Here is a 23,565-nt window from a genome sequence, read left to right as displayed (position 1 = left end):
TCATACGCCAGTGTCAGCGGGCCGCCCCATGGGGCGGCCCGCTGTCGTTTCCGGCTTCGGCAGAATGGATATCCTGCCGGACGCTCGCTAGAAGCGTCGGATCAGCGAAAAGCGGGCTACCGGTTCCCCGTCAATCTCGACATTTTCGCGAAACATGGCCAGCGGCCGGACCCAGAGGCCGAACTCGCCGTAAAGCGCCCGATAGACCACCAGGGGCTCTTCGGTCTCGCTGTGATGCGCCACGCCCAGCACCTCGTAGTCACTGCCCTTGTAGTGTCGATAGACGCCGGGCGTCACGGCGTGTTCGTTTTCTCGTTTCATGCAGGCTCCTGAGTGGCAGGTTCGGCATCGTCGTCGATGCTGTCGGTGTCGATGCCGGTTCGAATCACACGCTCGATGACGTGGCCCACGGCGGCAAAGCCGAAGGCGCCGGTGACGAAGGTGGCAGAGCCATAACCGGCGCTGCAGCCCAGCTTCAGGGTCTCGCCATCGCCCGGTTTCGTATTGCACACCTCGCCGGCGCCGTCCGGGTAGCGCCGCTGCTCGGGCGAGTAGACGCAGGTGATTGAAAACCGGCGTTTGGGATTGCGGCTGAAGCCGTAGTCGCGTCGCAGCCGGCTGCGCACCTTCGAGAGCAGCGGATCATGTTCGGTGCGGGTGAGATCGGCGGTCATGATCCGTGTCGGGTCGGTCAGGCCACCGGCGGCGCCGGTCACGGTCAACCCGATTTTATGGCGTTTGCAGTAATGGATCAGGGCACACTTGGCGCCCACGTGGTCGATGGCATCGATCACGTGATCGGTATCGTGGGGCAGCATGCGCTCAATGTTGTCCGGGGTGATAAAGCCCGAAATGGGCTCGACCTGTACCCATGGGTTGATCAGTCGGCAGCGCTCGGCCATGACCTCGACCTTCGGGCGGCCGATGGTGCCATCAAGGGCGTGGAGCTGGCGGTTGACGTTGGTCGTGCAGACATCGTCAAGGTCGATCAGGCTGATGCGCTCAAACCCCGAGCGCGCCAGCGCCTCGACGCTCCAGCTGCCCACGCCGCCGATTCCGATGACCACCACGTGGGCACGGCGCAGGCGCTCGATGCCCGTATGGCCATAAAGACGGCGCATGCCGTCAAAGCGGGCGGCGAAATCTGCCTCGTGCCGGGCGGCATCCAGGCGCTCGGCGCTGGCTGAATCGCTCATGATGCGGGTTCTCTCCTGTCAGATGGTTCGGTGTCATGCCACTGCACCCGGTTGACCGGACAGTGTCCGCCCCAGCCGAATCGGAGCATCAGCGCAGCCATGTCCGCTTCCACGGCGGCCCCTATCTCAAGGCGCTGCTCGCGGGCGGGATGGTAAAACTCGAGCATGACGGCGGCCAGCAGCAGGCGGCCGGCGTCGAAGTTGTCGCGAAAGAAGCGGTTGTGAATGCCCTTGCCATGTCGGGCATCGCCAATGATGGGGTAGCCGCCGCGACTTAAATGACGGCGGATCTGATGGCGCCGCCCGGTGGTGGGGGTTACCGACATCAGGGAGTAGCGGCTGGTCGGGTAACGATCAATGGCCACCGGCAGCTCCACGCTGTCCAGACGCCTGACATGGGTCAGCGCGTCCATGGCCGGCATTTCGGCCTTGGGGCGCTTGCCGTCCTCCTCGCGCAGCGCCCAGTCATAGGTGGCCGCTTCGGGGCCGATGCCCCGCACGACGGCAAGATAGCGCTTTTGTACCTGCTGGGCCTGAAACTGATGGCCCAGGGCGGTCGCCATCTCCGGGGTCAGGGCAAAGAGCAGGGCGCCCGAGGTGGGGCGGTCCAGCCGGTGAACCGGGTAGACGTGCTGGCCCAGCTGGTTGCGCAGGGCCTGCAGCATGACCACCGGCGCGTGCCGGTCCAGCGCGCTGCGGTGGACCAGGGCGCCGGAGGGCTTGTGGACGACCACCAGGTGATCGTCCTGGTAAATAACGGGGATGGGCGTGGTCATGGCAACGTCGTGGTCGGGCATCAGGCGCTATTGTCGGCAATTGCATGTCCCGATGTACAGGGCCAGGATGGCGTGATGAAAGGACTCTGTTAAAATCCCTGCGCCATCGGCAGCACCCGCCTGCGGTCGGGTCGATGGCGTCGCCCGGAGCATATCTTCATGAGGGGAAACACATGGCTCACCTGGTTGTTCTCACCGGTGCCGGCATCAGCGCTGAAAGTGGTATCAAGACCTTTCGCGATGGCGACGGCCTCTGGGAAAACCATCACGTCGAGGATGTGGCCACCCCGGAGGGCTGGGCGCGTGATCCGCACACCGTGCTGCGCTTTTACAACGAGCGCCGCGCCCAGGTGCGCGCGGCCCGGCCCAATGAGGCTCATCTGGCGCTGGCCGAGCTCGAGAAGCACTTCCGGGTCAGCATCATTACCCAGAACATCGACAATCTCCACGAGCGTGCCGGCTCCCGCGATGTGCTGCATCTGCACGGCGAGCTTTTAAAGGCGCGCTCCAGCCGCAACCCCAGACTGGTTTATCGCCTCGGTGAGGGCGAGACCATCGAGATGGGCGACTGCTGTGATGACGGTGCCCAGCTGCGCCCGCACGTGGTCTGGTTTGGGGAAAATGTCCCGCTGTATGCCACCGCCTGCGATATTGTGGCAGAGGCCGATCTGTTGCTGATCGTGGGCACATCGCTGGCGGTCACCCCGGCCTCGATGCTGATGGATGAGGCGCCGATCGAGGCCCCGCGCGTACTGGTTGATCCCGGCGCGCGCGAGCTGGCCGTACGAGGCGTGGTGCCGCTGGCCACCAGTGCCACCGAAGGGGTCTCCCGCCTGCGCGATTTCTGGTCACAACATGGCCGTCTGCTCAAGCCTGACCCGGACACGCTGCTGGGTTCTTGAGGCTCTGATCGAGTTTCATGACACGCCGGTTTATTCCGAGCGCCTCCCGTCACCGGGCAGGCGCATCCTGTCATCGCCATTAAATAGATACTTCCATGTTTGAGCAGATCAATCGATTCTTCCCGCTGTGGGCGCTGGGCGCGGCCCTGCTGGCCGCCCTGTTCCCCGATTCCCTGGTCTCGTTGAAGGACTGGGTGCCGCCGCTACTGGCGCTGATCATGTTCACCATGGGGCTGACGCTGTCGCGCCATGACTTCGCCCGCGTGGCACGCGCCCCGCGCGCCGTGATGATCGGGATTGCCCTGCAATACCTTCTGATGCCGGCAGCCGCCTTTGGCATCTCGCGTCTACTGGGGCTTTCGCCGGAGCTTGCCGTGGGCATGATGCTGGTTGGCGCCACCTCGGGCGGCACGGCCTCCAACGTCATGACCTGGCTTGCCGGGGGCAACGTGGCACTTTCAATCAGCATGACGCTGATCTCCACACTGTTGTCGATTGTCATGACGCCGCTGCTGGTCTGGATCTGGATGGGCGCCAGCATTGATGTCCCGGTGGGCGGCATGCTCTGGAGCATCGCAAAGCTTGTGATCGCGCCGATCGCGCTGGGCAGTCTGGTCAACCATTTCTTGGCCGGCACGATCCGGCGTATCGAGCCGGCGCTGGCGACCGTGGCCATGGCGGCCATCGTGATGATCATCGCCATCGTGGTGGCGCTTAACGCCGGGCGCCTGGCAAGCCTGGGTCCGGTGATTGCACTGGCCGTTGTGTTGCATAACGCCTGTGGGCTGATCGGCGGGTTCTGGCTGTCGCGTCTGGCGGGGTTGAACGCGCGCGACTGTCGGGCCGTGGCCATCGAGGTCGGCATGCAGAACTCGGGGCTTGCCGTGTCGCTGGCGACCAACTTCTTCCCGGCCGCCGCGGCGCTGCCCGGGGCGCTCTTTTCGGTATGGCACAACATCTCCGGCTCGATTCTGGCCGGCTACTGGAAAAGACGTCCAACGGCTGCCACGGATGAGGCGCAGAACGCCTCATGAGTCAGGGCCATGACCCGCAGGCGCCGCGCAAACCGTTCAATGCGCGCGGCAGCTTGGTCAAACGCTGCGAGCAGTGCCGCATGCCGGGGCTGCACTGCATCTGTGCCTATCGTCTGCAGGTGGCAACGCGGGCGCAGTTCTGGCTGATCACCCATCGTATCGAGCACTACAAGCCGACCAACACCGGTCGGTTGATCGGTGACTGCATCATGGATACCCGGGTGTTCGAATGGTCGCGCACCGAGCCGGACCCGACGCTTCTGGCAGCGCTGGCGGACCCGCGCTTTGCCCCCTGTCTGGTCTTTCCCGATGATCAGGAGGACTACCGCCACCGGGTGGTCGACGTGACGCGAGCCTGCGACACCTCGCGCATTCCGGTCTTTATTCTGCTCGATGGTACTTGGCGTCAGGCGCGTCGCATGTTTCGACGCAGCGACTATCTCGCCGAGCTGCCGATCGTGGCCCTGCGCACCGAGCGCCTGACCCGCTACCGGTTAAGAAAGGCGGCCAGCCCCGAGCATCTGTGCACGGCCGAGGTGGCCGCTGAACTGCTGCATCAGGCCGGCGACGAGGAGGGCGCGCAGGTGCTGGATGACTACTTTACGGTGTTCAACGAGCAGTACGCCGCGGCCCGGCGTGATGCGGGTACCCCTCATGAGTCCGGTGCTGCACAGCGGCTGCTGGAAAAGCGGCGCGCACACGCGAGCTGAGCCGACTATCCTTGGAGCGCATGTTCATGACAGGAGAGGCGATATGACACTGGGAATTCTGGCCACCATTGATGCCAAATCGGGTGAGGAAGCCCTCGTCGAGACCGAGCTGACCAAAATTGTCGAGCCGTCCAGAGCCGACGACGGCTGCCTGCTCTATACCCTGACGCGCGACAGCCAGCAGCCGTCGCGCTTTATCATGGTCGAACAGTGGCGTGATCGCGCCGCGCTTGATGCCCATATTGCCACCGAGCACTACAAGCACATGGCGCAGACGCTTGAAAACGCCATCGAGCAGATGGAAGTGCGCGAGTACGATGTGCTGACCTGAGATCTGAAACGTTTGATCAGGCCGTCGAGCGCCGTGACACCGTCACGGCGCTTTTTTTATCATGTCGTCCTGAATCAGCCAAAGAGCTGGCCGGCAATGCGCAGCCCGGCAATCCAGGTAGCCGCGGCAGAGCCTGCCGTGGACAGCAGAAAGACGAGCAGCGTGCGGGCCACTCGATTGCGCCACCAGCCGCGCCAGTGGCTCACGTCGTGGCGCAGGGTGGAGAAATCGCCCACCGTGGGCTTTCGCATGTAGAGCTCGACACCAGCCGTGACAAAACCCACGCCGATGGTCGGATTGAGCGAGGTCAGCGGCGCGGCCACAAACGCTGCCAGAATGGTCAGGGGATGGCCCAGCGCAATCAGTGCCCCCAGCGCGGAAAGCGTCGAGTTGATCAGTACCCATTCGCCGACCAGCGACCAGCCAAGCCCCGTGTCGCGGCTGAAGCCCATGGCAAAGCCTGCCACCACCAGCGCCACGACCAGCCACGGCAGCAGCTTCAAAAGCCGGCCCGAGGGCGCGAGGGTATCCAGGGTCTGACGCTCGTCAGTGACGGCACTCGGCGTCGGTGTCTCGGTGTTCAGCTGGCGCAGGTGCGTGCTCATGCCCTTGAGATGGCCGGCACCGATCACCACCAGCACGCGTCGGGTGTCGCCGTCGGGGAGCGTCTCGAGGAGCTTCAGCGCCATGTACCGGTCGCGCTCCTCGATCAGCGGCGTATAAAGGTGTCTGGACTGCTGCGCGAATTCGGTGAAGGTGGACTCCAGCACGTCACCTTCCTTGAGCCGTTCGATCTCCTCGCTGGAGACCTTCTGCCGTGACAGCACACTGCCGACAATGCCTGAAATAAGCGTCATGCGCCGATACCACGGCACATTGCGATAGACGCGCTTGAGGGTCACGCCGATCTCTCGGTCGATCAGATAAAGCGGCAGATCAGCGTGTTGTGCTTCCTCGACGGCGGCCTTCATGTCGGCCCCCGGTTCGATTCCGGACTGTTCGGCCACGCGCTGCTGGAAGGCACTCAGGGCGAGGCTGGCCGCGACCATGCCGGCCTTGCCCTGGCGCAGCACCTGAAAGAGATCAAGTCGGGCGATGGCATCGGGGTCGACCAGGCTCTGATGACGCGACGCGCACAGCTCGATGGCCACAGCGTCGAACTCGCCGGATTGAATCAGCTCGCGTACCTCGTCGGCACTGTCACGGGAGACGTGGGCGGTGCCCACGAGGGTCAGGTGATGATCACCGAGATCGAGGGTGTCGCGCGGACCCTGTCCTTGGTTGGGCATGGTGGCTCACAGGCTGGCATCAATAAGGGGCGACACCTGGCGGTGCCGATGCGGGAGGCTGCATTATCGCCGAAGCGCATGCAAGGAACAAAAAGCGACACTGAATGGCCGGGGCCGTCAGGCCCTGCCAAATGGATGACGATTTCACGACGGGAGCCGGGCCATGGCGTATCGACTGGCGGCCGATGGGGTGTTGATCCTGCATCTGGCCTTTATCCTCTGGGTGATACTCGGGTCGCTGATGGTGCTGTGGCGCCCGAAACTTGCCTGGCTGCATCTACCGGCGCTGGCCTGGGCCGTGGCGCTGGAGCTCAACGGCTGGCGCTGTCCGCTGACCCCGCTGGAGAACCTGCTGCGTCGGTACGCCGGCCAGGCGGGGTTTGAAGGCGGCTTCATCGAGCACTATCTATTGGGGGTGATCTACCCGGCCGGCCTGACGCCAACAATCCAGCTGTGGCTGGGCCTGGGGGCGCTTTTGATCAACCTGCCGCCCTATGTGTGGCTGGCCCGCCGATGGTGGCAGCGGCGAAAGGCCTGGCGATAGCCCCGGCAGATGTCGGCTAGAAAAAGCTCAGCCCCACCTGGAAGAGGCGCTCGACCTCCTTGAGCCGGCGCTTGTCGACCACAAAGAGGATGACGTGGTCATCGGTCTGAATGGTGATGTCGCGATGGGCAATCATGACGTCCCGCCCGCGTACGATGGCGCCGATGCTGACGCCTTCGGGCAGCTTGACCTCGCCAATGGTGCGCCCGACCACGCGCGATGAGCGCGAATCGCCGTGGGCAATCGCCTCGATCGCCTCGGCCGCCCCGCGGCGCAGGGAGTGGACGTTGACGATGTCGCCGCGGCGCACGTGGGTCAATAGCCCGCCGATGGTCGCCTGCTGCGGCGAGATGGCGATATCGATCTCGCCGCCCTGCACCAGGTCCACATAGGCTGGATTGTTGATCAGGGTCAGCACCTTTTTGGCGCCCAGACGCTTGGCCAGCATCGAGGACATGACGTTGACCTCGTCATCGTTGGTCAGCGCGCAGAAGATGTCGCACTCCTCGATGTTTTCTTCGAGCAGCAGCCGTTTGCTGGTGGCGCTACCGTGCAGCACCACAGTGCGCTTTAAATTCTCCGAGAGCTGGGTGCAGCGCTCCAGATTCTGCTCGAGAATCTTGACCTGATAGTCCTGCTCGAGCGTTTCGGCCAGTCGCTCACCGATGTTGCCGCCACCGCCGATCATGACCCGACGAAAGCCGCGGTCGACGCGCCGGAGCTCGCCCATGACGGTGCGAATGTCCTTGCGCGCGGCGATGAAAAACACCTCGTCATCAGCCTCGATCACGGTATTGCCGCGCGGCATGATCGGCCGGTTGCGCCGATAGATGGCCGCTACTCGGGTATCGACGTTGGGCATGTGGCGGCGCAGAAACGCCAGCTCCTGCCCCACCAGCGGGCCACCATAGTAGGCCTTGACCGCCACCAGCTGCGCCAGACCGTTGGCGAAATCCAGCACTTGCAGGGCACCGGGATATTCGATCAGACGACGGATGTGGTTGGTCACCACCTGCTCGGGGCTGATCAGTACATCGATCGGAATGGCGTCCTGAGAAAACAGCCCCTTGCTGGTCAGATACTGGGTCGCGCGCACCCGGGCAATCTTGGTCGGCGTGCTAAAAAGCGTATGGGCCACCTGACAGGCCATCATGTTGACTTCATCGGAGTTGGTCACCGCAATCAGCATGTCGGCGTCCTCGGCCCCGGCCTCTTTCAGGGTGATCGGGTAGGAGCACACGCCCTGCACGGTCCTTAGATCCAGACGCGTGCTCAGATCACGCAGGCGAACGCTGTCGACATCCACCACGGTGATGTCGTTGTCTTCATGCGCCAGATGCTCGGCCAGCGTACCGCCTACCTGGCCGGCGCCCAGAATGATGATTTTCATGACGAGGGTCCGAAAGGTGATGAGGCAAGATCAATGGCGGGGAATGTTGGCACCAAACGGCGACCAGGGGAAGAGCGGGGAAGGGGTTGGCGGGAACGTAAAAGCGGCAGCCAGAAGCTGGCTGCCGCGCGGGCATCACTCGAGGGTGAAGCCGACCTTGATGCTGACCTGCCAGTGGGCCACGGTGCCGTTTTCGATGTTGCCGCGGGTCTCGGTGACCTGGAACCACTGCATGTTCTCGATGGACTGGCTGGCCTTGGTCAGGGCATTTTGCACGGCTTCCTCGATGCTGGTCTCGGAAGAGCCGGTCAGTTCGACGGACTTGTAGACATGATCGCTCATGGTGTCTTTCCTTTAACGTGGCCCCTGTGCACTTCAGGCGTCAGGGGGGTCCATGGAGTCGGTATCGACGATCGCGATACCACAGTGTTCCAGCCTTTGATACGTCGCGGTGTCGGAGTCAAAGGACACCGGGCGCGTCAGCGGCCAGAGAAATCGGGTGTTGAATCCTGCGCTCTGGGCATCCTCGGCGGTCCAGAGCACACAGACCTCACGCGCCAGTCCGCAGACGGCCACCTCGGTCACGCCTCTTTCATGCAGCCAGCCGGCAAGGCCGGTGGACGGACGGGTGCCCTTTGGCCCCAGATTGTCCCGAAAGGCGCTGTAGCTGTCCACGCGCGGGTCGCTGCCCTTGCGAATGATGACATCCGCCAGTGACCAGTCCAGCCGCGTATCCAGTACGGCACCGCGGCTGGCGCGTACGCAGTGATCCGGCCAGAGCGTCTGCTCTTCGCCATAAAGCTCGATCGTGTCAAAGGGCTGATGGTGGCCGTGGCTGCTGGCAAAGGAGATATGGCCGGCCGGATGCCAGTCCTGGGTGGCCACGATATGGCCGTACTCGCCGCTGCTCATGGCGTTTTGTATGCCGGTCACGATCTCGTTGCCACGGGTACAGGGCAGGGCGCCGCCGGGCATGAAATCGACCTGCATGTCCACCACGATCAGCGCGCACTGATCCCGTGGCGGTCTTGCCTCGGGCATGTCGGTATCACGATGTGAGTAGGCCATGGGGTGTCATGTGTCCGGCAGTCAGGATGGCTTCTAGTATCGAAGGCGCCTGTTCATCTGACAAGCGCCGGTGAGTGAAAGCTTGTTGTTGGTTTTTGTCTGTACCGCTCGTCAGTCGGCGGCCTTCTCCAGCAGTGCGTAGAAAAAGCCGTCATGACCGTCGGGGGTCGGCATTAGCTGACGGCCCTCGCCGGCGCTCTGACCCCAGTCGGCCGTGATCGGCAGTGCGCGTGCATCCGGCGTGCGGGCCAGAAACGCGGCAATCTGCTCGGCGTTTTCCTCCGGCAGCACCGAGCAGGTGGCATAAAGCAGCCGCCCGCCGGGCGCCAGACGCTGCCACTGGGCCTCCAGCAGGCGCGCCTGCAGCGCGGCCAGTTCGGCAATGTCCTCGTCCCGGCGCAGCGCCTTGATGTCGGGATGACGGCGAATGACGCCGGTGCCGGAACAGGGGGCGTCCAGCAAAATGCCATCAAAGGGTGTTCCGTCCCACCAGTCATCCGTGGTGGCATCCGCGGCTTCAAGAGTGGCCGAAAGCTTCAGGCGAGCCAGCGTCTCGCGCACGCGCTCAAGGCGGTGAGCATTGCTGTCCAGCGCGGTCAGAGCGCTTTCAGGGGCGCACTCCAGCAGGTGGGCGCTCTTGCCGCCCGGCGCGCTGCAGGCATCAAGCAGGCGCAGTGGTGTTGCACGCCCGTCAAGATCCTTCAGCAGCAGCGCAGCGGCCAGCTGGGCCGCCTCGTCCTGAACGCTGACATCACCGTCCTGAAACCCCGGCAGCTGTTCGACATCACAGGGCGTCTCAAGCGTCAGACCGTCATCACTGAACGCACACGCGCGTGCGGCCAGACCGGCCCCTTCCAGTCGCTCAAGCCAGTCTGCACGCGCCTGATGGGCTCGATTGACGCGCAGCGTCATGGGGCCGGCCACGTTATTGGCGGCCGTAATCTCGCGCCACTGATCGGGCCAGGCTTTCTCCAGCCGGGTCAGCAGCCACTGCGGATGCCAGTGGGCGGCAGCAGGCGTTTTTTCGACCTCTGCCAGCAGCGTGTCACGTTCGCGATCGGCGCGGCGCAGGCAGCCGTTGATGACCCGGGTGGCCCACTCCTTGTTGAGCTCGCGCGCACCGCCGGCGGTTTCGCCCACGGCAGCGTGAGTGGGGATGCGCATGTGAAAGAGCTGATACAGCCCGACCAGCAGCAGGGCATGAATGTCCTGATCGCGCTGCTTGAAGGGCGATTTCAAAAGCGTCGCCGCGACGGCTTCAAGCTGGGGCAGGGCGCGACACACACCAAAGCACAGCGCCCGGTAGAGACCCTGATCCCGTGCGGCAATACCCTCGGGGATCTCGCCGGACAGCGACCCCTGCTGGCTCAGGACGGGGGCCAGGTTCTGCGCGGCATGGGCCCGCACGCCCATGGGATGTTTTGGCTTTTGAGTACGTTGACGACTCATTGATCGGTTCCCAGCAGTGTACCGGCGGCAAACTGGTCGCGCCGGCTATTGAGCAGTTCATGGGCCGGCAGCATCTTGCCGCCCGGCAATTGGGCGTGGGTGATGCGCAACACCCCCTCGCCGCAGGCCACACACAGGGCATCTGCCTCGGCGTCCAGCAGCTGACCGGCCATGGCATCGGATTCGCCCTCCCGCGCGTCACGCGCCTGGGCATGCCAGAGTCGCAGCGTCTCGCCATGGAGGGTGGTCCAGGCGACCGGGAAGGGGTTGAACGCCCGAACGCGCTGCGAAAGGGCGGTGGCGCTCTGGCTGAAGTCGAGCCGGGCCTCGGCCTTGCTCAGCTTGGCGGCATACGTCACGCCGTCTTCGGGCTGGGGCGTGGCCGGCAGCTGATCGTCGCTCATGCGATCAAGCGCCTCGATCAGGGCCGTGGCGCCGATGCCGGCGAGGCGGTCATGCAGCGTGGCAGCCGTGGTAGTGTCATCGATGGGCGTGTGGACCGTCAGCAGCATGTCGCCGGTATCAAGACCCTCATCCATGGCCATGAGGGTCACGCCGCTGTCGCGATCGCCGGCTTCGATGGCGCGCTGGATAGGCGCCGCCCCGCGCCAGCGCGGCAGCAGGGAGGCGTGAACGTTGATGGCGCCGCGTCGCGGGATATCCAGCACGGCGCGCGGCAGAATCAGGCCATAGGCGACCACGACCAGTACGTCGATGTCGGCCTCGATCAACGGCGCGTGGGTATCCGGCGTTTTCAATTTTTCGGGCTGATGCACGGCCAGGCCGTGTTCCAGCGCCAGTGCCTTGACCGGGGAGGGCGTCAGGCGACGGCCGCGCCCGGCCGGGCGGTCGGGCTGGGTGTAGACACAGCAGATCTCGTGATGGCTTTCGAGCAGGGCACGAAGATGTTCGGCGGCAAACTCCGGCGTGCCGGCAAAGGCAATGCGAAGGGGGCTGGGCATGGCGTGGTCCTGAAAGACGTCAGCGCCCCTGCAGGGGGCGCTGATAAAGGGAACGGGCCGTCAGTGACGAGCGGCAAAGGGGCTCAGGAGGTCGTTTTCTGGCGCTTGAGCATCTTCTTTTTGACCCGGTCGCGCTTGAGCGGGGAGAGATAGTCGACAAACAGCACGCCTTCCAGATGGTCTGCTTCATGCTGTATGCAGTGGGCCAGCAGGCCATCGGCCTCCAGCTCATAGGACTTGCCGTTGCGGTCCTGCGCCTTGAGATGCACCCGCAGGGCGCGGGGCACTTCGGCGTAGTATTCCGGAATCGACAGACAGCCTTCCTGCAGCGGTTCGCGTTCCTCGCCCAGCAGGGTCACTTCCGGATTGACCAGCGCCAGCGGCTGGTTTTTCTCTTCGCTGACATCCATCACGATCACGCGGCGATGCACGTCGACCTGTGTGGCGGCAAGGCCGATGCCCGGGGCGTCATACATGGTTTCAAACATGTCATCAATCAGGCGACGCACCTCGTCATCGACCTCGGTCACGGGCTCGGCACGGGTTCGCAGGCGTTCATCGGGATATTCAAGAATCGTCAGTAGAGCCATGTTCGTATCTGTCGTGGGGTCGTCACTCGTGCGTCCCGAGGATTACTACGGGTCAAGAAAGCCGGGGTGACGGCCGTAAATGCATGAATGGATTCACTCCGTATGGCGCCCATTGTAGTGCGCAGGCGTTGGCAACGGAACCGACAGCAGAGCGAAGATGACATGAGAAGGCAAAAGATGGACGCCAGGGGTACCCGCGCCAGCCAGGCCACAAGGTATATGGCGCTGGTGGCGATCATGGTGACCGCCGTTGCGCCCTGGGCAGGTGCAGTGAAGGCAGAGCCCACAGGCGCGCAGGACAGCGTCGTGACCCTGTCGCCCAGACTGCGCTTTCTCCCGCTGGAGCAGCAGCAATCGCCCGTGGACATTTCGGCTCGTGCGCAGGCACTGATGAACTATCGCATCATCGAGGCCGGCACGGAGGCGCCGAGCGCCTATGTGGTCAGCGGCAGCGAGGGGCGCCTGCTCAGCGGCGCTGGCGATCAGGTGCTGGCGCGCCACGTTCAGGGGCGTCCAGGGCAGCGGTTTGGCCTCTATACCCCGGGGGCAATGCTTGAAGATGACCAGGGCCGGGCGCTGGGACAGGTCATGATCCGTCAGGGGGTGGTGCGTCTTGAGCGCCTGGGGTCGCCGCTGTCGACGCTCACCGTTGAAAAAAGTCCGCGGGAGGTGAGTGCCGGGGCGCATCTCATGGCGCTCGATGGCTGGGTGCCCCCGGCGCAACTGATACCGAAAGCTGCGCCAGAAGGCACGCTGGGCCGGATTATTGACCGCCCCGGCGCCGGGCAGATGGTGGGACTGCGCGATATCGTGGTGATCGATCTGGGGCGCCAACGGGTCACACCCGGCATGCGCCTTCGCGTACAGGGCGAGGCCGAAAGCGTGACCGACCCGGTGACCCATGAATCGCTGGCGCTTGACGGTGGCGTGCTCGGAGAGCTGCTGGTCGTTCGCACGTTCGAGCAGGCAAGCCTGGCGCTGGTAACGCGCGCCGGGCTGCCCATGGCCACGGGAAACCGCGTGGAGGCAACCGGTGATGACTGAGACCACGCAACCCGACACGCCTCGTGAGTGGCTGGCGCTGTCGATGCTGCCACGGGTGGGGGCGCGCCGTCTCATGGTGCTCAGACAGGCCGCCCCCGTCTGGCCCGAGGGTTGGCTTGCCCGGCTGCCCGAAGAGGCCGCACAGATGCTGCGTTACTATCTTCAAATGCCCGAACAGGGCGCGTTGCACGACCGGGTCAAGACAGCCATGGCGTGGCTTGAGCACGACGCGCAGCATCACCTGCTGACGCCGGATCATCCGGCCTGGCCTGCCATGCTCGATGAGCTGCCGGATCCGCCGCCGGTACTGTGGGCCTGGGGTGCGCTCAAGGCGTTGTCACCTCCGGCGCTGGCGGTCGTGGGCACGCGCCGGCCCACCCGTGAGGGGCAGGATAACGCCTGGCGACTGGCGCGTGACATGGCCGGTGCCGGCTACTGCGTCGTCAGCGGCCTGGCGCTGGGCGTGGATGGCTGCGCCCATCACGGGGCGCTGGAAGCCCGCGGCGCGACTATCGCCGTATTGGGCTGTGGCGTCGATGTGCTCTACCCACGCACGCATGCTCGCCTGCGTCAGCAGCTGCTGGCGGGTGGCGGGCTGCTGCTGTCCGAACATCCGCCCGGAACAAGGGCCCACCCGCAGCACTTTCCGCGGCGCAATCGCATCATTACCGGTCTGTCGCTGGGCGTGCTGGTGGTCGAGGCGGCCATGGCGAGCGGCTCACTGGTCAGCGCCAGGCTTGCCATGGAGCAGAATCGGGAGGTTTTCGCGCTGCCCGGGTCGCTTCACAACCCGCAGGCGCGCGGCTGTCTGTGGCTGATTCGCGAAGGTGCCCGGCTGGTCACCTGTCTGGAGGAGATCGTGCAGGAGCTGCCCGAGCGACAGTGGGGGCGTGCGGTGCTCGAGCCCGTGCGGGCGTCTCTGGCGTCCGACACACCTGACCCTTCGTCATCCGTTGCTGTTCCATCCATTGCTGCGTCACCCGTGCCGTCTGATCAACGCCCCGAGGACCCGCTCTGGGAATGGCTGGCGGACACCCCCGTCCCGGTCGACGAGCTCGTCGAGCGCACCGGTGACTCGATTGCTGCGCTGCAGTCGCGTCTGCTCATGCTGGAGCTGGACGGCTGGGCCGCGCAGGTGGCCGGTGGCTGGGTACGCAGGCTGGCATGAGATACACTGCCCACCTGATTGGGGCAATGGTATTCACGCAGCATGTCTTCACACGTCAACACTTCTCCTGTTCAACCTCAGCTTTTGAAGGACGCCGCCGTGCATCTGCATGACGGTGGCGTCGTCGCGTACCCGACGGAGGCCGTCTGGGGGCTGGGCTGTGATCCCGATAACACCACCGCCCTCGAGCGTCTGCTTACTCTCAAGACACGTGATCCGGCCAAGGGGCTGATCCTGATTGCCTCCCGTATCGAGCAGTTCGAGCCCTGGCTTGCCGGTCTTGACGACGCGCATCTGGCGCGCCTCGAGGCCAGCTGGCCCGGTCCGGTGAGCTGGCTGGTGCCGGATAACGGCCGTGCGCACCCGCTGGTGCGCGGTGAGCATACAAGTGTCGCCCTGCGGGTCAGCGATCATCCGCTGGTCGGGGCGCTGTGTGACGCCTTCGGCGGGCCGCTGGTATCGAGCTCGGCCAACCGGGCCACCGAGGCGTCGTGTCGTTCTGCCTCGGAGATCAAAAGCGTCTTCGGGGCCCGTGTCCTGATCGTGGACGGCCCGCTGGGCGGTCGGACGCGACCCAGCGAGATCCGCGATCTGCTCACCGATGATGTGCTGCGCGACTAGCCCTGTCCCCGCCATACACTGTCCGTCATGGCTTGAAACGATCGTCATGACCCTGCTGGAGAGACACCGTGTCACATGCCTATCTCGAAAGGGTGAAACACTATCTGCTGGACTTTCAGGATCGGCTCTGTCAGACGCTGGCCCGCGCCGATGGCCACGCTGATTTCGTGGAAGATGCCTGGACGCGCGAAGATGGCGGCGGCGGTCGCTCGCGGGTGATCACCGATGGCGCCGTGTTTGAAAAGGGCGGCGTCAATTTCTCCCACGTTTTTGGTGAGAACCTGCCGCCGTCGGCCTCCGCCGCGCGCCCGGAGCTGGCCGGGCGCAGCTTCCATGCCGTCGGCGTCTCCTGGGTACTGCATCCGCATAACCCGCACCTGCCGACCACCCATGGCAATGTCCGCTTCTTTATCGCTGAAAAGGAAGGGGAAGATCCGGTCTGGTGGTTCGGCGGTGGTATTGATCTGACGCCCTACTATCCGGTGTTTGAGGACGTGGTGCACTGGCATCGCACCGTTCATGACGCCTGCGCCCCCTTCGGCGATGACGTCTACGCCCGCTACAAGCGCTGGTGCGACGAGTATTTCTATCTCAAGCACCGCGATGAAACCCGCGGCGTGGGCGGTCTGTTCTTCGATGACGTTAACGAAGAGGGCTTTGAGCAGAGCTTTGCCTTTCAGCAGGCGGTGGCCGAATCCTTCGTGCCTGCCTATGTGCCGATCGTCGACAAGCGTCGCGAAACCCCTTACGGCGAGCGGGAACGCAACTTCCAGAACTACCGGCGCGGCCGCTATGTCGAGTTCAATCTGGTCTATGACCGCGGCACGCTGTTCGGGCTGCAAAGCGGCGGGCGTACCGAGTCGATTCTGATGTCGATGCCCCCGGTGGCCCACTGGGCCTATCAGTATCAGCCCGAGGAGGGCTCTCCCGAGGCCGAGCTGTATACACACTATCTGCATCCGCGTGAATGGCTCGAGGAGGCCGGCCAGGCATGAATGAGGCTCCCCTTTACGCCGTGTTCGGCAATCCCATCGCGCATTCGAAGTCGCCGCAGATTCATGCCGCCTTCGCCGAGCAACTGGAAGAGGACGTGCGCTATGAGGCGCGCCTGGCACCGGTCGATGACCTTGAAGGCCACTGGCGTACCTTTCTGACCGAGGGCGGTCTGGGCGCCAACGTCACCGTGCCCTTCAAGCAGGAAGCCGCTGCGCTGGCCGACCGGCTGAGCGAGCGCGCCAGACTCGCCGGCGCCGTCAATACCCTGATCGTGACCGAGGATAATACAGTCGTCGGGGACAATACCGACGGCGCCGGGCTGCTGCTGGATCTTGAGCGGCTCGGGGCACCGCTTGCGGGCGCGCGCATTCTGGTGCTGGGGGCCGGCGGGGCGGTGCGCGGGGTCATCGAGCCGCTGCTTGAAACCGGGCCGGCCGAGCTGGTCATTGCCAATCGAACGGTGGAAAAGGCCACGGCATTAACCGAGCTGTTTAATGCTCGAGGCAGGGTACGCGGCTGCGGTTTTGAGGAGATCGACGGCACCTTCGATCTGGTCATCAATGCCACCAGCGCCAGCCTTGCCGGTGCGCTGCCGCCGCTGCCGGAGCCGCTGTTCAACGAGGACGCGCTGGCCTACGACATGATGTATGGCGCTGCCCCCACCGTCTTTCTCGAGTGGGCGCAAACATTCGGTGTGCGCTGTGTGGACGGGCTGGGCATGCTGGTCGGCCAGGCGGCCGAGTCCTGGTATCAGTGGCGCGGCACGCGGCCCGATACCGCGCCGGTGCTGGAAGCACTGCGGGCCGATCTTCGCTGATCGGCCCGGCAGGGTCAGGAGCTGATGTTGCCGCAGCTGGGGGTGTGGCCGGTCGCGCGTGCCTGCTCAGAGAGCTGAACCGCGCTTTGCATGCGACCCTTGAGCGCCTCGCTGCGCTCGCCGCTGTTGGGGTGGGTCGAGACCCACTCCGGGGGCTGACCGCCGCCGGCGCTGGCCATGTTCTGCCACAGCGCAATACTGGCCTTCGGATCGAAACCTGCCCGTGCCATCAGATCCAGGCCCAGTAGATCGGCTTCGCTCTCCTGGCGGCGTGAGTAGGGCAGCAGCACGCCATACTGGGCGCCGGCGCCCAGAAGCTGGGCCAGTGCGTTGTTGCCCGTCACGGACTGCACCACACCCACGCCGGTACTGGTCAAGGACTGGGTCGAGGTGCGCTCGTTGGCATGATTGGCCAGCACGTGGGCCATCTCGTGACCGACGACCGTGGCGATCTGGTCCTGATCCTTTGCCACCTTCATCAGGCCCGTATTAATCACGACGTAGCCGCCGGGCAGGGCAAAGGCGTTGGGTTCCTCATCCTGATAGACCCCAACGGTCCATTTCGACGGTCCCTGGCCCTCGGGCAGCGTGTCGATGATGGCATCGGCAATGCAGGTGACATAGCGGCCATCACGGCCGGTGGCCTGTTTGTGATTCTGGCGATACTCCTCGAAGGCCTGCTGGCCCTGCTGGTCGATCTCGCTGCTGTCAAACAGCGACAGCTGAGAGCGTCCCAGCGGCGAGGTGGTGCAGGCACTCAGGCCAAGGCTCAGAGCCAGTGCGCTCAGCATGGACTTGCGCATCATGAACGGCAACACTCCTGTAAATGGTCGATGGACCCGACTGGACGCGTGCCAGAAGGGCACGGCAGGATAGCGGGATCATTGTCACATGACAGCATAACCCGATGCGGAGCCCTGAATGAATGAGCAGTTGAGCACACGCCTTCTGAACCTGCTGGACAGGCTGGAACCGCTGTTACCGCCCGAGCAGGCCCCCATCGACTGGTCGCGCGATGTGGCCGCGCTCTGGCAGCGCCATGCGCTGGGCGGACGGCTGACGCCGGTGGCACCGCGCGATAGCGTCAGCGTGAGTGAGCTGATCGGCATCGAGAGCCAGAAAACGGCGCTGGTCGAGAACACCCGTACCTTCCTGCGCGGGCGACCGGCCAACCATGCGCTGCTGTGGGGCGCCCGCGGGACCGGCAAGTCCTCGCTGATCCGGGCGCTGATCAACGATCTGGCCGGTGAGGGCCTGCGCCTGATTCAGGTCGACCGCCACGATCTGGTGGGGCTGCCCACCCTGGTGCAAGCGCTCAGGGGCAGCGACTATCGCTTTGTCGTCTACTGTGACGATCTCTCTTTTGAAGGCAGCGATGACGCCTACAAGGCACTCAAGAGCGTGCTGGATGGCACCCTGACTGGACCGCCGGACAATGTGTTGCTCTATGCCACCTCCAACCGGCGCCATCTGCTGCCGGAGAGCATGGCCGACAACAATAATACGCAGGTCGTGGGCGGCGAAATTCACCATGGTGACGCCGTCGAGGAGAAGATTTCACTCTCCGACCGGTTCGGGCTGTGGCTGTCGTTCTATCCCTTCGATCAGGATACCTATCTTGAGACCTGCGCCCACTGGGTCACGCATCTGGGGGGCACGTTCGATGAGGCGGCAGACGCCGAGGCGCGTCGTTTTGCGCTGGCACGGGGCGTGCGCAGTGGCCGCGCGGCCTGGCAGTTCGCCATCGCCTGGACCGGGCGCGACAATACCCTCGGGGACGCCGGGGTCGACTAAAGCAGGGCTGAAAGTGCCGTGTCCCGAGTCAGCATGTTCGTTCGTTGATGCCACACTGAATGCTTTGATCAATGGAGCGTGATTCGATGAGAACAATGACAAAAGCGTTTATGGGAATGTTGCTGCTGACCGGCATGGCGGCGGGGCCGGTGCTGGCCGGCGCCTCCGACAGCCACAGCGAGCAGCAATCCCGGAGCAGCGAGCAGGGCGAACGTCTCTCTGGCAGTGCCATTCGCGACAACATTCTGGGCCATCGTGTGACCGGAGCCATGGCCGACGGCAGTCAATACAGTGAAGCCTACCGCGTCGATGGCACCATCGAAGGCGAGGACTATACCGGTCAATCCACGATCGAAAATGATCGAATGTGTCTTGACTACGGCAGCGGCGAGACCACCTGTTATCAGGTCCGCATGACAGGGGACAACCGCATCGAGTGGCTTTCCGATGGTGAGGTGGTGGGAGAGGGCACCCTGAGCGCGATCGAATAACATCTTTGGGTAGATCGAATAACATCTCTGGGTAACATGGAAACCGGCGCTCTGGCGCCGGTTTTTTCATGGCTGCAGGGTGTCACGGTCTCTGGCGGTCGGGGCGGGTGATGCCGGCGCTGTGTCGGCTGCAGGTGTGGCGCGTTCCGGCGGTGTGGGAAGCGTGGCGGCGCTGTCCTGTGTGCCGCCATCGCCGATGTCCAGCGTAATGGTCGGGGCCGGAATCAGCTGCGCCATCTGGCCATCCAGACGGGGTGTCAGGGAAAGCGTACTGCCCGCCGGCAGCTGCTGACGACCGGCCAGACGCTGTGCCAGTGCCAGCAGTTGTTGGTCGTAGTCAGGGCCTTCGCGTTCAGGCGTGTCGGGGAACAGCTCGATCGGCAGATGCAGGGTAGCCGGCTCGCCGCCGCGCAGTGCCACGGGCTCGTTCACGTCGCCAGTGACCGGCTCGGCGCCCGGCACCACAAGTCGCCAGGCGTAGCCTGCCAGTGTCACATCGGGCGCGGCGTCCGGTGGGGTCAGAGACAGCGGCAGATCGAGGCTGACCGGCATGCCGGCCATATCAAGCCCGGCCCGGGCCATCGCCGTGGGTTCCAGCGTCAGCGCGTCCACCGGTACTGCCCAGCGACCGATACGCACGTTTTCCACGCCCATCGACTGCAGCGCCAGCCGTCCCAGCATGAAGCTGGCCTGGGGTAGCGCCACACAGCTGACCAGAACCGCCATAACCGGCAGCACCCACATCCGCCGGACCCGGCGTGAAACCTTGTCCATCCCGATTCCCTGTTGTTCTCAACCTGCTCATACGTTGGATGACATGCTTTTGATGTCGGAGTATGGCGCCTGATCGAGAGACATACAAAATCGGGTTGATGGGTGGCCGGCGTTTATTGCTGTCGGGTCAGCGACGGTTCTTGCGCGCTTCCTTCGTACGCGAGAGCTGGCGGGCCTTGGCCTTTTCGCGGTCGGTGTCGCCGCTGTTCTTGTCGTAGGGGTTGTCGCCTGAGCGGAATTCAAAGCGAATCGGCGTGCCCTTGACCTTGAGCACCTTGCGAAAGGTATTGATCAAAAAGCGCTTGTAGGCGTCGGGCAGGGCATTGGTCTGATTGCCGTGTACCACGATCAAGGGCGGATTGGCGCCGCCCTGATGCGCCATGCGCAGCTTGATGCGACGGCCGTTGACCAGCGGCGGCTGATGCTCGCTGACCGCGTCCTGCAACAGCGTCGTCAATCGGTTGGTGGACCAGCGTGCCGTGGCCGAGGCGAAGGCGCGCTCGATGGAGGGGTAAAGGTCTCCCACGGCGGTGCCGTGCAGCGCCGAGATGAAGTGCAGGTCGGCGTAGTCGGCAAACCCGAGGCGCCTTTTGATGTCAGAGCGCATCTTCTCGCGGGCTTCCTGCTCGAGGCCGTCCCACTTGTTGACCGCCAGCACCAGCGCGCGCCCGGTGGTCAGCACGTAATCCAGCAGATGCAGGTCCTGCTCGACCAGCCCGGTACGGGCATCGAGGACCACGATGGCAACGTTGCACTCCTTGATGGCGTCCAGCGTCTTGATGATCGAAAACTTCTCTGCCGCAAGGCTTATGTTCTTGCGGCGGCGCACCCCGGCGGTATCGATCAGGACATAGGGCTTGCCGCGGCGCTCAAAGGGGATCTCGATGGCATCGCGGGTGGTGCCGGCCTCATCAAAGACCACCACGCGCTCCTCGCCCAGCAGCCGGTTGACCAGCGTGGACTTGCCCACGTTGGGGCGCCCGACCACGCCGATGCGAACGCCGTTGGCGACCAGATCCGGGTGGGTCTCTTCACTGACCTCGGGGAAGGGCTCAAGAACATGCTCGATCAGGGTAGTGACATTGCGCCCGTGAGCGGCGGCAATGGCGTGCGGGTCGCCCAGTCCCAGCGCCCAGAAATCGGCGGTGGCGATCTCTTCCTGCAGGCCGTCACTCTTGTTGACCACAAGCCAGGTCTTTTTCTGATTGACGCGCAGGTGATTGGCGATGGCTTCATCGGCCGGCATGATGCCGGCGCGCGCATCCACCATGAAAAAGACGATGTCGGCTTCGTCGATGGCCAGCAGCGACTGTTCGGCCATGGCCGCATCAATCCCCATCTCATCGCCACTGATACCGCCGGTATCGATGACCGTATAGGGCTTGTCGCCCACCTGACCGTTGCCGTAGTGGCGATCGCGGGTCAGTCCGGGAAAGTCTGCAACGATGGCATCACGCGAGCGGGTCAGACGATTGAATAGCGTGGATTTGCCGACATTGGGTCGGCCGACGAGTGCGATAACGGGATTCATGAGGGTCCTGCACGATAGAGGGAGCGGGCTGTCGGCTTGATAGAGGACAGCGCTGATACCGTCCGTCCTGATGATGATGGGTATTCTAACCCGAAAGACGTCGGTATTCGAAATGTGTGGTACGCCCTGCCGGGTCGGGCGATAAACGAACGGGCCTTCCGGTTCAATACCGAAAGGCCCGTAACGACGGCGTGGTTACAGCCGCTTACCGGTTGCCCATCTCCTCGAGGGAGTAGGCGATCAGCTCACCGTCATTGGTCAGCACGAAGACATGCTCCCCATCGGTCAACGGTGTGATGCTGATGCCGTCACCGCCCGGACGGGTGCGACCTTCCTGCTCGCCGCTCTGGGCGTCGATGACGTGCAGATAGCCCTGATAGTCGCCGACCACCAGCTTGTTATCGACAAATACCGGCGCGCTCAGCGAGCGGCCCTCCAGTTCGTCCTGGTTCCAGATGACGCGGCCGTTGTTGGCATCGATCGCCATGATGTGGCTGTCGGCCGTGACCGTGAAGAGGTAGTCGCCAATCAGCACCGGGGTGTGATAGCTGGACTGCTCACGGTCCCACAGCGGCTGACCGTTGCGGGCATCGAGTGCCATGACGCGGCCGTTGTAGCTGGTCACGAACAGGCGGCCGTCCTGGGTCAGCACCGGCTGGCCGTCGAGATCCACCAGCTGCTCGACTTCGGTACGCCCCTGCGGTACGGCGACGCGCAGATCCCACAGCTGCTGACCGCTGCGATTGTCAAAGGCGGCCAGACGGCCGTTGGCAAAACCGGCAAAGGAGACCGGGTCAATGGTGCGTGGGGCACCGGTGCCACGCAGGGTCAGGGCCGGCTGGGAGGAGGCATACAGCCACTGCTGCTCGCCGGTAAAGCGATCCAGTGCGGTGAGGGTACCATCCACGCTCTGCACCACGAGCTGGCCGCTGTTGAGCTGCGGCGGCGCGATTACTTCGCTGGACACGCGCGAGCGCCAGACGATGTCACCGTTGTCTTCGCTGAAGACAATGACCTCACCGTTGCGGGTGCCGGCAAACAGCTGGCCGCTGTCCGCGGTCAGGCCGCTGGAGATGGGTGTGTCCAGATGCTTTTCCCACTCGATCTGACCGTTGCCACGGTTAATGGCCTTGACGTTGCCTTCGGCGTCACTGGCATAGATCGTATCGCCCGAAATGGCCGGGGAGATCGGGTAGCGGGCGCGTGTCAGCGAGCCGATGCCCCGCGACCAGAGTCCTTCGACGTTGACGCTTTGATCGATGCTGGTCAGCTCGCGGGGCTGGGTGCCGGTCTGGACATTGCCCGAACAGCCGGCCAGTACCACAAGCGAGGTCGCACACAGCAGTGCGCCCAGCGGTTTTGCCATCAGCGCGAGTCGCTTGATGCCCGTGTGTGAAGAAGAGCCGTTTTCAAGCGTGCTCATGAGGCCTCCTGAGGCGCCAGATCATCGAGTTTGAGTTGTATCCCGGAGAGCTCCTGATCGTGCTCACGAGCCAGGTTGACCGCGTCCTGCCAGGCGCTGCGCGCCTCGGCGGTATTGCCCAGCGCCAGCTGGATGTCACCCCGAATGTCGGCGCCGCGGGCGGCCATGGCCTCGGGCAGCTGCAGGCCGTTTAGCGTTTCAAGTGCGCCGTCGGCGTTATCCTGACCCAGCTGCACGCGGGCCAGTTCCAGGCCGGCCAGCGCCCGGATCTCGTCGCGATCGCTGCTCTGGCGGACATCGTCCAGCGCCTGCTCGGCCGCCTGCAGGTCATTGCCCTCCACGGCCAGACGGGCCTGGATCATGCCGGCCAGATCGGCATACAGGGTGCCGCCGTGCTGATCACGAATGGCATCAATGATGCTCTGTGCGGCCTGGCGGCCGCTGTCATCAAGGCTGTCCCGGGAGGTCAGCTGGATCAGCTGCTGGTACTGGAGCGAGGCAGCCTCGGACTGCGCCTGTTGATGGTCCTGCCACCAGTGCCAGGCAAACAGACCGGCGCCCGCGATGATGATCCCGCCCAGAATCGGCTTGGCGTAGTTGTGCCAGAAGCGTTTGGCAGCCGCCAGCTGATCGTCTTCTTCGTGAATATTCAACTGATCCGCCAC

Annotated in this window: 27 protein-coding genes; 12 read left to right on the top strand and 15 right to left on the bottom strand. The window is 64.2% G+C overall.

Going from position 1 to position 23,565, the window contains the following annotated elements:
• Positions 1–87 precede the first annotated feature (87 nt).
• From C8D72_RS16165 to C8D72_RS16155, 3 genes are read right to left on the bottom strand one after another with little or no spacing between them, the layout of a single operon-like run.
• Positions 88–321: a DUF1653 domain-containing protein gene (locus C8D72_RS16165; RefSeq protein ID WP_115855496.1), complete on the bottom strand. Its 234-nt coding sequence runs from the start codon at positions 319–321 to the stop codon at positions 88–90.
• On the bottom strand, positions 318–1,196 hold the full coding sequence (locus C8D72_RS16160; protein ID WP_115855495.1) for a tRNA threonylcarbamoyladenosine dehydratase: 879 nt from the start codon (positions 1,194–1,196) through the stop codon (positions 318–320). The genes C8D72_RS16165 and C8D72_RS16160 overlap by 4 nt, the downstream gene beginning before the upstream one ends.
• On the bottom strand, positions 1,193–1,972 hold the full coding sequence (locus tag C8D72_RS16155) for a pseudouridine synthase (protein ID WP_115855520.1): 780 nt from the start codon (positions 1,970–1,972) through the stop codon (positions 1,193–1,195). Before C8D72_RS16155 ends, C8D72_RS16160 begins: the two co-directional genes overlap by 4 nt.
• A gap of 173 nt (positions 1,973–2,145) precedes the next feature.
• Between C8D72_RS16155 and C8D72_RS16150 the strand changes: the two genes are divergently transcribed.
• The 4 genes from C8D72_RS16150 (at position 2,146) to C8D72_RS17555 (ending at position 4,949) form a co-directional block, all read left to right on the top strand.
• Positions 2,146–2,874, top strand: a complete 729-nt coding sequence (locus tag C8D72_RS16150; RefSeq protein WP_115855494.1) for an SIR2 family NAD-dependent protein deacylase — start codon at positions 2,146–2,148, stop codon at positions 2,872–2,874.
• A 95-nt stretch (positions 2,875–2,969) separates the two neighbouring features.
• On the top strand, positions 2,970–3,908 hold the full coding sequence (locus tag C8D72_RS16145) for a bile acid:sodium symporter family protein (RefSeq protein ID WP_115855493.1): 939 nt from the start codon (positions 2,970–2,972) through the stop codon (positions 3,906–3,908).
• Positions 3,905–4,618 (top strand): tRNA-uridine aminocarboxypropyltransferase, encoded by a 714-nt coding sequence (locus C8D72_RS16140; protein ID WP_115855492.1) that lies wholly within the window; start codon positions 3,905–3,907, stop codon positions 4,616–4,618. Before C8D72_RS16145 ends, C8D72_RS16140 begins: the two co-directional genes overlap by 4 nt.
• 43 nt (positions 4,619–4,661) lie before the next feature.
• Positions 4,662–4,949, top strand: coding sequence for a putative quinol monooxygenase (locus C8D72_RS17555; protein ID WP_170140634.1), 288 nt, complete (start codon positions 4,662–4,664; stop codon positions 4,947–4,949).
• Positions 4,950–5,023: 74 nt separating this feature from the next.
• On the opposite strand, the gene C8D72_RS16130 is transcribed toward C8D72_RS17555, so the two are convergent.
• Positions 5,024–6,238 (bottom strand): TraB/GumN family protein, encoded by a 1,215-nt coding sequence (locus C8D72_RS16130; RefSeq protein WP_115855490.1) that lies wholly within the window; start codon positions 6,236–6,238, stop codon positions 5,024–5,026.
• A gap of 163 nt (positions 6,239–6,401) precedes the next feature.
• On the opposite strand from C8D72_RS16130, the gene C8D72_RS16125 reads away from it, so the two are divergent.
• Positions 6,402–6,782: a DUF2784 domain-containing protein gene (locus C8D72_RS16125; protein WP_115855489.1), complete on the top strand. Its 381-nt coding sequence runs from the start codon at positions 6,402–6,404 to the stop codon at positions 6,780–6,782.
• A 16-nt stretch (positions 6,783–6,798) separates the two neighbouring features.
• On the opposite strand, the gene trkA is transcribed toward C8D72_RS16125, so the two are convergent.
• The 6 genes from trkA to def form a co-directional block, all read right to left on the bottom strand.
• A complete protein-coding gene (gene trkA, locus C8D72_RS16120; protein WP_115855488.1) occupies positions 6,799–8,172 on the bottom strand; it encodes a Trk system potassium transporter TrkA in 1,374 nt (457 codons plus the stop codon).
• Positions 8,173–8,307: 135 nt separating this feature from the next.
• A complete protein-coding gene (locus tag C8D72_RS16115; protein WP_115855487.1) occupies positions 8,308–8,514 on the bottom strand; it encodes a dodecin in 207 nt (68 codons plus the stop codon).
• 33 nt (positions 8,515–8,547) lie between these two features.
• A complete protein-coding gene (locus C8D72_RS16110; protein WP_245955308.1) occupies positions 8,548–9,240 on the bottom strand; it encodes a nicotinamidase in 693 nt (230 codons plus the stop codon).
• Positions 9,241–9,351: 111 nt separating this feature from the next.
• Positions 9,352–10,689, bottom strand: a complete 1,338-nt coding sequence (gene rsmB / locus C8D72_RS16105; protein WP_115855486.1) for a 16S rRNA (cytosine(967)-C(5))-methyltransferase RsmB — start codon at positions 10,687–10,689, stop codon at positions 9,352–9,354.
• A complete protein-coding gene (gene fmt / locus C8D72_RS16100; RefSeq protein WP_115855485.1) occupies positions 10,686–11,651 on the bottom strand; it encodes a methionyl-tRNA formyltransferase in 966 nt (321 codons plus the stop codon). Before fmt ends, rsmB begins: the two co-directional genes overlap by 4 nt.
• 83 nt (positions 11,652–11,734) lie before the next feature.
• The gene (def, locus tag C8D72_RS16095) at positions 11,735–12,241 is read right to left on the bottom strand and encodes a peptide deformylase (RefSeq protein WP_115855484.1); all 507 of its coding nucleotides are present in this window, start codon (positions 12,239–12,241) and stop codon (positions 11,735–11,737) included.
• Between the two features lie 162 nt (positions 12,242–12,403).
• On the opposite strand from def, the gene C8D72_RS16090 reads away from it, so the two are divergent.
• The 5 genes from C8D72_RS16090 to aroE all read left to right on the top strand — a co-directional run bounded on the left by C8D72_RS16090 (position 12,404) and on the right by aroE (position 16,887).
• Positions 12,404–13,285 carry a hypothetical protein gene (locus C8D72_RS16090; protein ID WP_147301558.1) on the top strand — a complete coding sequence of 294 codons (882 nt, stop codon included), beginning with the start codon at positions 12,404–12,406 and terminating at the stop codon, positions 13,283–13,285.
• Entirely contained in the window at positions 13,278–14,453 is a 1,176-nt protein-coding gene (gene dprA, locus C8D72_RS16085) for a DNA-processing protein DprA (protein WP_115855482.1), read from the top strand. Before C8D72_RS16090 ends, dprA begins: the two co-directional genes overlap by 8 nt.
• 42 nt (positions 14,454–14,495) lie before the next feature.
• On the top strand, positions 14,496–15,074 hold the full coding sequence (gene tsaC, locus C8D72_RS16080) for an L-threonylcarbamoyladenylate synthase type 1 TsaC (protein ID WP_115855481.1): 579 nt from the start codon (positions 14,496–14,498) through the stop codon (positions 15,072–15,074).
• 68 nt (positions 15,075–15,142) lie between these two features.
• A complete protein-coding gene (hemF, locus tag C8D72_RS16075; RefSeq protein ID WP_115855480.1) occupies positions 15,143–16,069 on the top strand; it encodes an oxygen-dependent coproporphyrinogen oxidase in 927 nt (308 codons plus the stop codon).
• Positions 16,066–16,887, top strand: coding sequence for a shikimate dehydrogenase (gene aroE, locus C8D72_RS16070; protein WP_115855479.1), 822 nt, complete (start codon positions 16,066–16,068; stop codon positions 16,885–16,887). Before hemF ends, aroE begins: the two co-directional genes overlap by 4 nt.
• Positions 16,888–16,901: 14 nt before the next feature.
• Here aroE and C8D72_RS16065 read toward each other — a convergent pair whose 3' ends face one another.
• Positions 16,902–17,693 (bottom strand): M48 family metallopeptidase, encoded by a 792-nt coding sequence (locus C8D72_RS16065; RefSeq protein ID WP_115855478.1) that lies wholly within the window; start codon positions 17,691–17,693, stop codon positions 16,902–16,904.
• 115 nt (positions 17,694–17,808) lie between these two features.
• Between C8D72_RS16065 and C8D72_RS16060 the strand changes: the two genes are divergently transcribed.
• Together C8D72_RS16060 and C8D72_RS16055 are read left to right on the top strand one after the other, a co-directional pair.
• Complete coding sequence (locus C8D72_RS16060; RefSeq protein ID WP_115855477.1) at positions 17,809–18,681, top strand: ATP-binding protein; 873 nt, start codon at positions 17,809–17,811, stop codon at positions 18,679–18,681.
• An 86-nt stretch (positions 18,682–18,767) separates the two neighbouring features.
• Complete coding sequence (locus C8D72_RS16055; protein WP_147301557.1) at positions 18,768–19,172, top strand: hypothetical protein; 405 nt, start codon at positions 18,768–18,770, stop codon at positions 19,170–19,172.
• Positions 19,173–19,238: 66 nt separating this feature from the next.
• On the opposite strand, the gene C8D72_RS16050 is transcribed toward C8D72_RS16055, so the two are convergent.
• From C8D72_RS16050 to C8D72_RS16035, 4 genes are all read right to left on the bottom strand, one after another.
• On the bottom strand, positions 19,239–19,946 hold the full coding sequence (locus C8D72_RS16050) for a hypothetical protein (protein ID WP_115855475.1): 708 nt from the start codon (positions 19,944–19,946) through the stop codon (positions 19,239–19,241).
• A 127-nt stretch (positions 19,947–20,073) separates the two neighbouring features.
• Positions 20,074–21,477, bottom strand: a complete 1,404-nt coding sequence (gene der, locus C8D72_RS16045; RefSeq protein WP_115855474.1) for a ribosome biogenesis GTPase Der — start codon at positions 21,475–21,477, stop codon at positions 20,074–20,076.
• Positions 21,478–21,682: 205 nt separating this feature from the next.
• The gene (gene bamB / locus C8D72_RS16040) at positions 21,683–22,900 is read right to left on the bottom strand and encodes an outer membrane protein assembly factor BamB (protein ID WP_245955307.1); all 1,218 of its coding nucleotides are present in this window, start codon (positions 22,898–22,900) and stop codon (positions 21,683–21,685) included.
• The gene (locus C8D72_RS16035) at positions 22,897–23,565 is read right to left on the bottom strand and encodes a YfgM family protein (RefSeq protein ID WP_170140633.1); all 669 of its coding nucleotides are present in this window, start codon (positions 23,563–23,565) and stop codon (positions 22,897–22,899) included. Before C8D72_RS16035 ends, bamB begins: the two co-directional genes overlap by 4 nt.

This window comes from Kushneria indalinina DSM 14324 (assembly GCF_003385845.1).
Classification (GTDB): domain Bacteria; phylum Pseudomonadota; class Gammaproteobacteria; order Pseudomonadales; family Halomonadaceae; genus Kushneria; species Kushneria indalinina.
This window is presented reverse-complemented; position numbering and strand designations above follow the sequence as displayed.